At 61.6% G+C, this 13,251-nt stretch carries 9 protein-coding genes; 4 read left to right on the top strand and 5 right to left on the bottom strand.

Going from position 1 to position 13,251, the window contains the following annotated elements; translation table 11 throughout:
* The first annotated feature begins 135 nt into the window (after positions 1-135).
* Both ACDH77_RS00660 and ACDH77_RS00655 read left to right on the top strand, forming a co-directional pair.
* Positions 136-624, top strand: coding sequence for a MarR family winged helix-turn-helix transcriptional regulator (locus ACDH77_RS00660; protein WP_372353673.1), 489 nt, complete (start codon positions 136-138; stop codon positions 622-624).
* A 7-nt stretch (positions 625-631) separates the two neighbouring features.
* Positions 632-1,489: an SDR family oxidoreductase gene (locus tag ACDH77_RS00655; RefSeq protein WP_372353877.1), complete on the top strand. Its 858-nt coding sequence runs from the start codon at positions 632-634 to the stop codon at positions 1,487-1,489.
* Between the two features lie 126 nt (positions 1,490-1,615).
* On the opposite strand, the gene ACDH77_RS00650 is transcribed toward ACDH77_RS00655, so the two are convergent.
* Positions 1,616-2,724 (bottom strand): IS3-like element ISXca2 family transposase gene (locus ACDH77_RS00650; protein ID WP_087944180.1). Its coding sequence is split into 2 segments (ribosomal slippage): positions 1,616-2,472 and positions 2,472-2,724, totalling 1,110 coding nucleotides; the frame shifts between segments, so codons are not numbered across the junction.
* Between the two features lie 120 nt (positions 2,725-2,844).
* Between ACDH77_RS00650 and ACDH77_RS00645 the strand changes: the two genes are divergently transcribed.
* Both ACDH77_RS00645 and ACDH77_RS00640 read left to right on the top strand, forming a co-directional pair.
* Positions 2,845-3,585, top strand: coding sequence for an IS3 family transposase (locus ACDH77_RS00645; RefSeq protein WP_372353672.1), 741 nt, complete (start codon positions 2,845-2,847; stop codon positions 3,583-3,585).
* 145 nt (positions 3,586-3,730) lie between these two features.
* The gene (locus ACDH77_RS00640; protein ID WP_372353671.1) at positions 3,731-4,261 is read left to right on the top strand and encodes an IS3 family transposase; all 531 of its coding nucleotides are present in this window, start codon (positions 3,731-3,733) and stop codon (positions 4,259-4,261) included.
* A 119-nt stretch (positions 4,262-4,380) separates the two neighbouring features.
* Here the strand turns inward: ACDH77_RS00640 and ACDH77_RS00635 are convergent, their stop codons facing one another.
* The 4 genes from ACDH77_RS00635 to ACDH77_RS00620 form a co-directional block, all read right to left on the bottom strand.
* The gene (locus tag ACDH77_RS00635; protein ID WP_031420563.1) at positions 4,381-4,956 is read right to left on the bottom strand and encodes a Swt1 family HEPN domain-containing protein; all 576 of its coding nucleotides are present in this window, start codon (positions 4,954-4,956) and stop codon (positions 4,381-4,383) included.
* On the bottom strand, positions 4,953-5,597 hold the full coding sequence (locus ACDH77_RS00630) for a DUF5343 domain-containing protein (RefSeq protein ID WP_005921208.1): 645 nt from the start codon (positions 5,595-5,597) through the stop codon (positions 4,953-4,955). The genes ACDH77_RS00635 and ACDH77_RS00630 overlap by 4 nt, the downstream gene beginning before the upstream one ends.
* Before the next feature lie 397 nt (positions 5,598-5,994).
* On the bottom strand, positions 5,995-9,861 hold the full coding sequence (locus tag ACDH77_RS00625; RefSeq protein WP_372353670.1) for a LamG-like jellyroll fold domain-containing protein: 3,867 nt from the start codon (positions 9,859-9,861) through the stop codon (positions 5,995-5,997).
* 363 nt (positions 9,862-10,224) lie between these two features.
* Positions 10,225-13,005: a TonB-dependent receptor gene (locus ACDH77_RS00620; protein ID WP_014088948.1), complete on the bottom strand. Its 2,781-nt coding sequence runs from the start codon at positions 13,003-13,005 to the stop codon at positions 10,225-10,227.
* Positions 13,006-13,251 lie beyond the last annotated feature (246 nt).

Here is a 13,251-nt window from a genome sequence, read left to right as displayed (position 1 = left end):
CAAGACGAAGTACCCGAGCGGCCCGCTTTTCATTCGTAGCGAGCCATGTCTCGTAACCAGACCTTACGCTACACAATCACACGCAGCTCACTTTTCAATTGACAACATGTTGTCGACTTGAGAAAGAGCCTTCGTATGCAGACCGACAACGAGCATGTCCGCGAGTTGGCGCTAGCAGTGTTCGCGGCCAATGGCCGCTTGGTCAGCGCTGGCAACGAGCTGGTTGCCCACCTGGGGCTCACCAGTGCGTGGTGGCAGGTGCTAGCCGCGCTGCGTTACGCACCAGCGCCGCTGCCCGCTGCTTCCATTGCACGCAACATGGGCCTCACCCGGCAGGCAGTGCAGCGCATCGTGGATGTACTTGCCGAGCAGGGGCTGGTCGAGTTCCAGCCGAATCCCCATCACCTACGCGCCAAGCTCGTTGTCCTTACCCGCGCAGGCATCAAGGCCGTCAACGGCGCTGAAAACGCCGTTGCCCCCGTCGATCAAGCAATCGCGGACAAGATCGGCATCGATCGCATCCGCGATGCCGTCCGCACGCTTGAGCAGATGAGCGCTGTCATCTCGGAGTATCTGGGTGAAGTGCCCAGCGCTTCCAGTTCCATCGTCAAACTGCAGGAGTAATGCAATCATGATTCTGGTATCAGGTGCCACGGGTGGTATCGGCGGCGAACTGTGTAGGCAGTTACAGCAAGCGGGCACGCCATTCCGCGCGATGTGCCGCAAGCAGGAGCAGGTGGACAACCTGCAGCAGAAGGGCATGGATGCCGTACTGGGCGACTTCGACACACCCGAGACGCTGCAAGGCGCAATGCAGGGCTGCCACACGCTGTTTCTCATCACCCCGCCCACTCCCGAGCAAGTCGCTCAGGAGACGGCCGCCATCGATGCAGCCAAGCGCGCCGGCATCGGTCGGATCGTGAAAGTGTCGGCATCCGATTGCAACGTGCGTTCGCCGGTGCCGTGGGCGAAATCGCATGCCCTGATCGACCACCACCTGCGCGCCTCAGGCATCGCGTGGACCATCCTCAAGCCTACCGCGTATATGCAGAATTTCCTGTGGTTCAAGGATCCGATCGCCAAGGGCGTGTTCCCGATGGCAGCCGGCCGGGGCAGCGTGTCGTGGATCGACACCCGCGACATCGCACGCGTGGCGGCCACGGTACTGACCGAAGAAGGGCACGCAGGTGCAACCTATTTCCTCACTGGTCCCGAGACGCTCGACATGCAGGCAGCAACCTCGCGCCTATCGAAAATCATCGGGCGCAAGGTGCGTTATCTCGACCTGCCAACGCCGGTGTTTCGCGTCTTGATGCGTGCGACCGGCAACTCGCCGTGGATGGCCAAGGGCCTGACCGTGCAATTCGCAGATGTGGTGGCAGGCCATCATGACATCGATCCCACGTTCGAGATCGAGCGGCTCACCGGGAAGCGGCCGCATACATTCGATGACTTTGTTCGCGATCATCGGCAGGCGTTTGTGGGCTAGTCCCCCTGGCAACTGGGTTGAGCTGACTACGTAGCAGGCCAACCCTGTTCTTACCGCCGGCAGCTGGAACACTGAGAGACGGGCTCTTCATTGAACCGTATCGCCGATTTGTCGACTCCCCGCAATTCAATGCCAGCTAAAACTAGAGGTCTGCGGTTGATGTTGATCACGGAACTCAGCGGGCGTTAGTCCGCCCAGGCTGTCGTGCGGGATCTGTTGGTTGTAGTCGGCAAGCCAGTGTTCGGTCTGTTCGCGGACCTCGCTCAGCGTGCGGAAGAGATGCATGTCCAGCACGCCGCGCCTGTAGCTGCCGTTGAAGCGTTCGATAAAACCGTTCTGCATCGGACGCCCCGGTTCAATGAAGTCCAAGGCGATGCCCTTACGCTCGGCCCACTCGGACAAGGCCAGCGCGACAAATTCCGGCCCGTTGTCCAAACGTAGCTTGTTCGGATAGCCGCGCCAAGCTGCGATGCGTTCCAACGTGCGGATGACGCGGGCGGCCGGAAGATTCAGGTCCACTTCGATCGCCAAGGCTTCCCGACTGAAATCGTCGATGACATTGAACGTGCGAAAACGCCGACCGTCCCATAACGCATCGGACATGAAGTCGATCGACCATCCAGCATTGGGTCGATCACCGCAGGCCAGCGGCTGTGGATGACGCGTCGGTACCCGGCGCCTGCTGCGACGACGTTGATTGAGCTTCATCAGGCAATACACGCGCCAGACCCTCTTGTGGTTCCACACATGTCCGCGACGGCGGATGATTTGAAAAAGTTTTCCAAATCCACGCTCAGGAAAACGCTCGGCCAACTCGGACAACAGCGCGATAACCTCATCATCCCGATCGGGACGACGCTGATAGCGCATCGTCGAGCGCGCCACGCCAACCACCGAACAGGCCCGGCGCTCGCTCCAGCCATGCTGCTCGATGAGCCAGGCCAGAAGCGGGCGCTTGTGCGCCGGGTCTACAGTTTTTTTGCGATGACATCCTTCAATGCATGGTTTTCCATCGCCAGCTCGGCGTACATGCGTTTGAGCTTGTTGTGCTCGGTCTCCAGGTCGCGAAGGCGCTGCACATCAGCGGCCTCCATGCCGCCGTACTTGGATTTCCAGACGTAGTACGTCGCATCGGAAATCCCTAGCTCACGACACACATCCTTGACTTGGCGGCCACCCTCGACCTGCTTCAGCGTGGCGACGATCTGGCTATCGGTGAACTTGCTCTTGCGCATTGGTGGTCTCCTTGATGGCTAGTGTGCCCGGAGACCTCTAGTTATGGCTGGATCAAGTTTACGGGGAGTCGACATCCGAGCGGCTACTACGCGTGGCGCGGACGTCGTCCTGGAACGCGTGTGCAAGAGAACGCGCGGCTATTGGAGCGGATCAAAGACATGCACCTGCAGACGTATCAAGCCTATGGTGCCCTGCGCATGTGGCAAGCCCTGCGCCAGCAAGGTGAAACCTGTGGCCGGCATCGGGTAGAGCGACTGCGTCGAGCGCACGGCATCCGCAGCAAGCGCCGTCAGCGCTATCTGCGCACGCGTAGCACCTACCAACGCGCCATCGTGGCGCCGAACCGCTTGGCATGGCCCTTCGTCAGCCCTGGACGTGATCGGGTCTGGGTCGCCGATATCACCTTCGTGCCCACCCGCGGCGGTTGGCTGTACCTGCCAGCGATACTGGACATGCACAGCCGTCACCTTGCGGGCTGGGCGATGGGCGCTCGTGCCGACCAAGCCCTGGCCAGTGCGGCGTTGGAGATGGCACTACAACGCCGTCGACCATCAAAGGGCACCATCCATCACAGCGATCAGGGCTCGCAGTACACCAGCGGCGCGTATCAGCGGCAGTTGCAGGCGGCGGGCTTGGTGGCAAGCATGAGCCGCAAAGGCATGCCGTACGACAACGCAGTGATGGAAAGCTTCTTCAGTTCGCTCAAGCAGGAGCTGACGCACCACGAGCAGTTTGTAAGCCTCGACGAGGCACGCGCAAAGCTATTCACATACATCGAGGTGTTCTACAACCGCCAGCGCCTGCACAGTGCTTTGGGCTATCGCTCGCCGGTCGAGTTTGAAAGGACGGATGTTCCTTAATTAAACGGTCCGAGAAATCGGGGATGGTCCAGGTTGACTTTATATGTGAACCTGACCCCGTTACTCTGCCCCGTTACTCTTTACGATCCGCACCAAACGGCGGCAACGCTATCTGCGCACGCGCAGCACATACCAGCGAGTAGCGGTGGCGCCTAACCGGCTGGCATGGCCGTTTGACAGTCCGGGGCCAGATCGGGTGTGGGTGGCGGACATCACCTTCGTGCCGACCCGGATGGGCTGGTTGTACCTGGCGGCGGTGCTGGACATGCATAGCCGGCAGATCGCGGGCTGGGCGATGGGCCAGCGGGCCGATCAGGCATTGGCCAGCGCTGCACTGGCCATGGCGCTCCAACGCCGGCGGCCAGTGAAGGACGCAATCCACCATAGCGACCAGGGCACGCAATACAACAGCGGTGCGTATCAGCGGCAATTGCAGGAAGCCGGGCTAGTCGCGAGCATGAGTCGCAAGGGCATGCCTTACGACAATGCAGTGATGGAAAGCTTCTTCAGTTCGCTCAAGCAGGAACTGACGCACCACGAGCGCTTCGCCAGTCTCGACGAAGCGCGCGGGAAGGTGTTCGAGTACATCGAAGTGTTCTATAACCGGCAGCGGTTGCACAGTGCGCTGGGCTACCGCTCGCCTGCCGAGTTCGAGAAGATGGTTGTTGTTCCCTAATTAACCTGTCCGAGAAATCGGGGGTAGCTCAACCTGGGCCCATTATCTTTTACGTCTTTCATTATGCCTAACGCCCAAATTAATTCGCGCCGCGAAGCGGCTTCGATCTTAATTAAATACTAGCCCGCCTGCCGGATCCAATCACGGATGTTCATGCCGATACGTTCTACGTCCTCCTTGGCAAGCGACCCCCCGTGCATCACTATGTTTCGGCTTTTTTCAAGTGCTGTGAGTGTGGCCTTAGCCCATTCCATGTTGCCGAGCAGGTCATCAAACACTTCCCAGTTCGTAACTATAATCGAAGAAAGGTCACTGAAGTCGCAGTAGTTTATCTCTTGCACGCCTCTCGCCCCGTGCCAGCGATGCTTTGCATCCTCCTCCATCCTAGTTTTCGAAGTTCTTCGAATTCGCTCAGGAACCTTGGTCCACCAAGCTTCACCGTTCTCCTCCGCCATAGCTTTCGTTACCAATAGACGAACGGCGTTCTCGAATGCATGAATTGCAGCGTAAACAACCGACATTCGCTGCGCCTCGTTCAAGAGGTCAGGGTCAAGGAAATCATAAGAAAGAGTCCGCTGCACACTTCGTGCTTCCTCCTGGCCGAAGTGGCCGCGGCGCTGGCGCCCATTCCTGTCTAAAGCTTCCTCAGTGAGAACCGCTCTATAGACAAATGAGTAAAGGTCCAAGTGGCTCATCCAAGATGCTCGCGCATTGACTTGAATATTGCATCAAACACCGCCTGATCCCGTGTTTCAGGCAGCACGATGTTGATGTGGTACTGCAAACCCGACACTTGAATTTTGCCTACCGACTGCCGTTGCTCCTGATCCTTCTTTTCAGCTTGGGCAGCGGGCTTTGGAGTCACCTGCTGCTCTCCATCGATTTGGGATTCTTTTTTAAGTGGCGCTGGGGCAGTAAAGTCACCATAGTCACATAACGCTTTAAACGTCTTTGCAATATTAGATATCACAAGCTCTGTCTTCTTGCCAGCGAAAAGCGTGCGCAGCTTATTCTTCGCATCCTCAACGGAGAACGCGTTGGCTTTGGTATTTATTGCAAAAAGTTCTGAGTAGCCATCCCGAATTCCATCCGCCACAATCTTCTTCGACTGGCTTTTATCTAAAAATTCGAAGTATCGAGCCTGCGGCGCACCATCGCGATTCAGAAACCCCAAATCTTTAAGAATGCCAATAAACAACCGGTCATTGGTCGAGGTGAATCCAAGATTCTCAAGAAATTTTAGTGAAAAGCGCTCCGGGGGCTGTGCATCCAGCATTGCATCGAAGTACGCAGGTATAGCGCTAGGCTTCAATGTGTAGCTTTCTGGTAGGGCCATCAGGGATCTCCGTATCGTGATTGCGGGCTAACTTCTAATGGGTCGTCAAGGCGCGACATGACCTGATTCTCGCTGACTCCCTGATCGTGGTAAATCGCCACGGGCTTGAAGTTCACTACTTTTCAGCTATGTCCCTCTGACACCACGTGTTCCGCCGCATCCCCAGCGCAGCCACAGTCAGTGCCACGATGCTCCATGCCTTGCTCAACATTGTTTCTTCCCCCTGAAGAAATGTGTGGCTTTGCGGCTGCATTAATATTTCACACCTTGATCCTCGCCGAGTTTTTGGATTGCGTCAATGCGCTTACGCGACTGATCGCTGGCTTTATCGGCTTTGCCCTCATCCGCCCTTCGGGCACCTTCTCCCGCGTGCGGGAGAAGGGCTTGGTGTGTTGGGTTATTGGCTATTTTCTGCGGTTGCCGGCTTGGCTGGGGTGGGTAGAGCGAGACTATTGTTGAGGCCGGTAATCTCTGGGGCGTTGCCTTCGGTCATCACACGCAGGTGCGCGGATTTTAGATTCGCGGCGTTGGTTAGCGGCAGGCGTACCTGGGTGGTGATTGGCTGCAGGTCGCGTGGTGCGGCAAGCGCCGGGAACGCGGCTCTTGCCAACTCCTTCCCACGCCCATCCTCCAACACCACAAACCCCGCCGGTGCATCGGCGTGGCCAAGGCTATGCACGGTCACTTCAATGGCATCTGCGGTTACGCGCACGTCGCCATGGCCGATGCCCAGGTCTGGGCGCAGTTCGACCGGGGTGGTGGCTGCGATGCGTTCGAGCTGCAGGATGGTGGTGCGGCCTGCGGGGAAGTCGATGTCGATGGCCGCACTTTTCTCGAAGGCCACCTCGCGCGTGGTGCCGGTGCCGTCGATCTTGCCGTCGCCGTCGCTGTCCACGCCTTGGGTGATGCGCCATTGGCCCGGGGCGACGTTCCAGCCGGTCATGCTGGCGCGCTGAGTTTTATTGGAGGTGTTATAGGCGATGACAGTGAAGCGGTCTTGCTTTGGTGCGGGGATGGCGATGGCCACTTGGGTGGCGGCTTCTGGATCGGCGAAGCGCCAGCTGACGGTGTGGCCGGGGTAGGTTTGGTTGCGCTTGAGGGCCACGCCGCCAAGGCGTGCGCGTTGCAGGTTGACCGTGGGGGATTCCACGCGGTCGCTCCACCAGTGGCCTTCGGTGTTCATGTAGAAGTTCTGCAGTTTCTCTCTTGCCTCGCTGCGGTAAATGGCGGCGAGATAATCCAGGTTGCCGGTTTGCTCCCAGGCCACATGGTGCGGGAAGTCCGGGGCGCTGCCGTCGTCTTTGTTTGCGGCGTCGATCAACTTGCTGGCCCAGTCATTGCGCTTGCCCATGACGTCGAGAAAGTTTTCGTTGAGCAGCGATAAACCGTTCGGGCCGCTGTTGGCGACGCGGTAGTTAATGGGTTTGAGATAGCGATCTTCGCCGGTGAAGCGGTAGGCGGCCCAGAAAGTGTGCAGCGTGTCGGCGCCGCCGCTGCCTTCGAACAGCTCGCCGCCGCGGGTCTTGCCGGTTTGCCAGTTGATCTCGTTGGGCAGGGCCCAGTTGCCCTTGGCGTTGGTGTAGGCGTGGGCGAGATAGCCGTCGGCCAGGCCGGTGACGATGCGGCGGCTGTTGGGGTCGGCGTTATAGCCGCCCATCAGGATGGCCGGGTGCACGATGGGGAAGGAGTACGGTTTTTGCCATTGCCAGTTGGGTTCGCGGTAGACCTTGCGGCCGCCGAACCAGTTGCTGGCAAACAACAGGTGGCCCTGCGGGTTGACCTGGATGATGCTGTCGAAGGCTTTGACGGTTTGCATCAGGCGCTCGACGGTGCGCGGGTCGCCCCAGTTGAGGTACAGCAGGGCGCTGTTGAGGTTGATGCCCTCCTCGTACGAGTGCAGCTCGTCGGTTTCGATGGTGGACAGGCCGTTGGTGAACATGCCGTTGCGGTAGTTGGCATCGGACAGCGCCAGCATGGAGGCGTTGAGCATGTCCGGGTCCACACCCATCAGCGCGACGCCGGGCCATTGCTGCACCAGGTCCGAGTCGTCGGAGATGCCGCCGCCGAAATCGCCGTAGGCCACCTGGCGCTGCTCGATCCACCAGCGGATGTAGCGGCGGGTGGCGCTGAGGTCCTGCAGCTGCCAGAACGCCCAGGCGGGCACGCCCTTGGGCACGGCCGGCATCTCGACCGGCAATTCGCTCTGGTTGGCGTAGCTGATGTCGTTCCAGTACTGGCGGCCGAGGGCATGGTCCGGGTCGACGCGCAAGAGATCGGTGATGTCGGCATCCAGCCGTTTGTAGAGCAGCTGGCGCTTGGAGGTGGTGTGTTCTTCGACCAAAAAGCCCCAGTTGTCCTTGACCTGGTTGAAGCGGTCGGCAACGTGCTCTTTGATGGCCTCGGCGCGCGGTTTGAACACCAACTGCAGCTGGGTGCCGTCGAGCGCGTTGGCGTCGAAGCCGGGTGCGGCGGCGGCGATGCTGAGCATGAGGCTGTCGTTGCTGAGGATTCTGTCGCGCAGATCCAGCCATAGCGTGCGCGCTTGACCAGGGACGACTGCGACCGAGACATCGATCATGTCGCGCGCGGGCCAGATGGGGTCCTTGATGCGGATGTTGAGCGGGATGCTGCCGTTGTGGGTGGCTGGCAGGTTCAGCGCCGGCAAGGTGATGGCGATGCCGTCCAGGCCGTCGTGCATGTTTTCCCAGCCGTAGGACCAGCTGCGCATCAGCGGCTGATCCGGCGGCGGGTCGCCCAGGCTGGAGGGCACCAGGATGTGCACGATGGGGTGCTGATTCGTTACTGCGGTCTTGTCGCTGGGGCGCTTGCGTGCCGGCGCCTTGGTGGGCAACGCGATGACGGTCTGGCGCTCGCCCGGCGGGTAGCGGCCGGCGATGACACCGCGCAGTTCGGCGAGGTTGTCGTAGTCGGGCTGGATGTCGCTGCGCACGGTGTAGCTGAGTTGCGCGCTGCCTTTGGGCACCTCGCCCGGCTGTACGTTGTAGGCCCAGATTTCCTGGATGGGCGTTTCTTGCGCGGTGTTGGCAAAGCGCAGGGTGCCGCCGCGGTGTTCTTCGAACTGATCCAGGCTGCGCACCACGCCTTGTTGACGTGCGAACAGGGGTTGCGGCTGTGCATTAGGTGCAGCGTAGGTGGCCTGGCCGTAGGCGGCGCCGCGTAGTTCGATACGGTTGAAGGGTTCGTCCGGCAGGGAAAGGTCGAGCGCTTTTCCGCCTTCGACATAGGTGTTCCAGTCGGGCAGCTGGAAGTAGTCGTTGCGTCCCGGCAGCCGCGAGCGGTTGTAGACGCCGGGCCAGGTGGTTTCGGCGATGCCGTCGGTGGCCTTCCACATCCATTGTTTGAGGTCGCGCGCGTCGGTGAATTCCACCTTGCGGATGCGCGTGACCGGTGCGGTCAATGCGGGCGGTGCATGGCCGTTGTCCCAGCCGTAGCGATGCAGGAAGGCGGCGTATTGCGCGTCCGCAGCGATGGCGGGTGCGGTGGTGGGTTCCTGCAGGCGCGCGAGTGCGGCCGCGCCGCCGGCGTCGAGCATGCGGTCGTAGATGCGGATCTCGTCGAAGTCGCTGCCGCGCAGGAAGTTATAGCGGCTCTGCACCTGGTGCGGCGACATCACGCGGCCGGCGAGGCCGAACTGGTCGAGCGCGGCGTCGTAATCGAGCGAACCGCCATTGGCGCAAGGCGCGCCGCAGTCTGCGCGTGCGGCTTCCTTGCCATCGACATATAGGCGCACGCCGCGGGTTTCGTCCCAGGCAAACGCAATGTGGGTCCAGTCGCTGGCGGCCGGATTCCTGTCGAGCTTGAACGAGACGCGGGTGCGCGCGAGATTGGCATCGGTGACGAAGGCATCGAAGCCGTGGCCGTTCCAGTCGATGCGCAGCCAGGCCATGTCCCAGCTGGTGTGATCGGCGTAGCCGACGCGGAAGATCACGAACGGCGCTTCGCCGACCGGGTAACGCGAACGCCAGAAGAAGCTGAGGGTGCCGCGCTGGGTGTAGAGGTTGCCGGGCGCATTCCACGACAGCACGCCGTCGTCGGCCCACTCGATGGCGTTGCCGCGTTTGCCGGTGGGCACCAGCGCGATCTTGTCGCGGAAATTGGGCACGCCATCGCCACGGGCGACATCGGCTTGCAGGCTCTGGTCGGCCGAGACGCGGAACAACAATTCCGGTGCATCGGCGGCGGCCGCACGCATCGGCAGCGCAATCAACAACAGCACACTCGTCCACCACTTCTGCACGCTCACTGCCTGACTCCTCAAAAAGCATCGCCGCACGGGGTCACCGCGCGGCGAATATTCGAAACTGCATGGGGATGACAGCCCCACGCCGGCACGGGTCTGCCACATGTCTTGCCCGGCGCCGCGATGGCCTGCATAGACTACGCGGTGCCAGCCTGCGCGTGCATCGCACCTTGGTCGCCACTGGACGCACGCCGATGACCAGGGCGGTGCGTTGTGCGCGGCGTGGGCGGGTTGCAATCACCACTGCATTGCGTGCAGCGGTATGCGGCCAGCGGTGCGTCGTACAGATGCGTTGCACCGTCGATCTCGCGCCCGCTACGCGATGTACGTAGCGGACGGAGATCTCTTGGCGCGACTTGGCTGCACTTAGAACTTGTAGCGCAGGCCCAGCAAGTACTGGCGGCCGGTTTCGGTGTACTGCAGCGGCAACTCGCCGGTCTGCGGCGACCACACCCATTCGTCGGACGCTTCGTTGGTGAGGTTGATGCCCTCCAGGCTCAACTCAAGCTGCTTGCTGATCTTGTAGCGCAGCGAGGCGTCGATCATGGTGGTGCCGGTCATGCCGTGCACGCCATCCACGTTGAACCCCGCTTCCGTGCCGGGGGCCTGGGTCAGGTAATCGTCGCGATTGGTGGCCGAGATGCGGCCGGCGAAGGACTCGCCCTCGTAGAACAAGGTTGCATTCCACGACGAGCGCGACAGCCCGGTCAGGTCGTTCTTCATCACCGGTGCGCCGGTGCTGGACAGGTACTGGATCTGCGAATCCACCCAGGTGTAGTTCAGTTGCACGCCCAGGTTGGCCCACTTGCCCGGCAGGAACGTAAATGGCTGGACATAGTTCGCTTCCACGCCCTTCAACTCGCCACCGGGCGTGTTCAACGGAATGCTGAAGGTGAAGTCGTCGTTGATGCTGGCGCCGGTGCCATCCAGCAAGGAGGCCGGCAGGCCACTGCTGGAATAGGGGCGCACTTCGCGTGCGGTCTGGATGAAGCTTTCGATGTCCTTGTAGAACACGCCGACGCCCAGCATCGCGCCTTCGTTGAAGTACCACTCCAGGCCAAGATCGACATTGGTGGCTTCGATCGGATCCAGATCCGGGTTGCCGCCTGACACGGTGCGTGCGCCGCCGGCCACGGCCACGGTCACACCGGGCGTGAGGCTGCCCAGGCCGGGACGCGACATCACCTTGGCCGCGCCCAGACGCAGCAGCAGGTCGGGCGCGAGCTCGGCCACCAGGTTGAACGAGGGCAGCGTGTTGTTGTACTTGCGGCCCACCGTGGTCAGCGCCGGCGCGTTGTTGATCAACGCATAGCCGGTGGACTCCTGCTCGGTGCGCACATAGCGCACGCCGAAATTCCCCGACAGCGGGATGGAGCCCAGGTCGGTGGAGAACTCGCCCATCAACCAGACGCCGCGGTCTTTTTCTTCGACGCTGCGGGTGTTGTTGGCACGCGGCGCCACGGCGTAGGTGCCGGTGTTGCTGTAGATGCCGAGCTGGTTGGCCACGGCATCCAGATTGGGAACGACCCAGTTGGACGGGCTGCCGTTGATGCCCTTCAGGCCTGCCTGCTCGGTCAGGTCCGTCGGCACGATGCGGGTGCCATTGGCAAAGGTCGGCACCGACACTTCGCTGGCGCGACGCAGCTCAACCGTGCTGAAGGTGTAGTCCTTGGCCAGCACGCCACCCTTGAGGCGGAAGCCGGGGCTGATGTTCCAGTTGAAGTCGATCTGCGCCGTATCGAAATCGTTGTCGACCGTCTGCGGACGCAGGCGGATTTCGGCCAGCTCCCACCCGGCAGGATTGGTCGGGTCGATGCCGTAGTTCAGCACCGGCGCGCGGTTGTTGCCGCGATAGTCGTAGCTGTACCCGTCGACGTCGTACTTGTCCATGATGATGGTGGTCTGCACCGGGTTCTCGTGCGCCGAGCGCGAGGTACCGACACGGCCGGACACGGAGAAGGCATCGCTGAAGCGGTGCTCCAGATCCAGGCTGACCTGCTTGAACTCGGTGTTCCACTCGTCGTGGCGGTTTTCCGAGCGGATATCGACGTTGTCGAATTCGCCGTACACCAGCGCGTTGTTGCGGATCTCGCCATTGCGCACGATGGTGGCCGGCTTGCCGTCGCGGTCGGCGCGGCGCGGCGTGCCGCTGTCGCGACCGCGGCTGAAGGAGATGGCCTCGATGTAATGCTCATCGCGCGTGGCGTCGATCTTGGAGTACAGCGCGTCCAGCGAGATGGTGGTGCGGTCGGTGGGCTTCCACTGCAACGACCCGGTCACGCCCAGGCGCTGCTGGTCGTGTTCCATCTGCACATAACGCGGGAAGCGCGGGTGGTACACGTCGGCCGAGCGTGCGGCCGCAAATGGCGATGCCGCACTGAAGTTGCCGTTGCTCGTCCCGTTGGCCCAGCGGCCGGTGTTGGAGCCTTCTTCCAGTACCTGTCGCTCGGTGTAGGCCACTGACAGCAAGGCGCCGAAGGTGTTGTCGGCCCAGGTATTGGCGATCAACGCAGCCACACGCGGGTTGGCCTTCTCGGCCATGGCGTTGTAGGCCGCCTGGCCACTGGCGGCAAACGTAAAGCCGCTGTAGTCGAACGGGCGCGCGGTGCGCAGGTCGACGGTGGCCCCCAGCGAGCCCTCTTCCACATCGGCCGAGGCCGTCTTGCGTGCGATCAGCTGCGAGAACAGGTCCGAGGCGAAGACGTTGAAATCGAAGCCACGGCCGCGGTTGGTGCCGCCGCTCTGGTCGCCGGCGCCCACGGTGGTGAGCGCTTCCATGCCGTTGATGCGCACGCGGGTGAATTCCGGGCCCAGGCCACGCACCGTGATGGCGCGGCCTTCGCCAGCGTCGCGGGTGATCACCACGCCAGGAATGCGCTGCAGCGACTCGGCCAGGTTGAGGTCGGGGAACTTGCCGATGTCCTCGGCCACGATGGCATCGACCACGCCGGCTTCGCCGCGCTTGATGTCCAGGGCCTTCTCGACGCTGGCGCGGTAACCGGTCACCGTGACAGTGTCCAGGTCGACGGCGGGCTCGGCGGGCGATTGGGCGGCGTCTTGTGCGGCAGCCTGGCCGCTCAGCGCCAGGCCGATCGACAGCGCAAGCAAGGTAACCGGTGTCTTCCGGCTGGTGGTCCGAAATTGCATGTCCTCCCCTCCCAAGGGTCCATGAACAATGTGAAATAGCGGGTTGAGAGCGGCAATGACACCGCTGGTCAAAACGACGTTACCAGCTGAATCGTCCCGTAACATCTTGCAGCGCAGCAGAAAACGCCACCAAATTTCCGAAAAACGGGTGCAAGCGGTCACTTCACGTCGCATCATGGCCGTAGCAGCCGGCATTTCGTGCCGGCTAGAATGACACCGATGGTCATCTCAGTGTGCGCCGGCGCC

Source organism: Xanthomonas axonopodis pv. maculifoliigardeniae, assembly GCF_041519315.1.
GTDB lineage: Bacteria > Pseudomonadota > Gammaproteobacteria > Xanthomonadales > Xanthomonadaceae > Xanthomonas > Xanthomonas euvesicatoria.
Note: the sequence above shows the minus strand (reverse complement) of the source record. Positions and strands in the feature narration are given on the sequence as shown.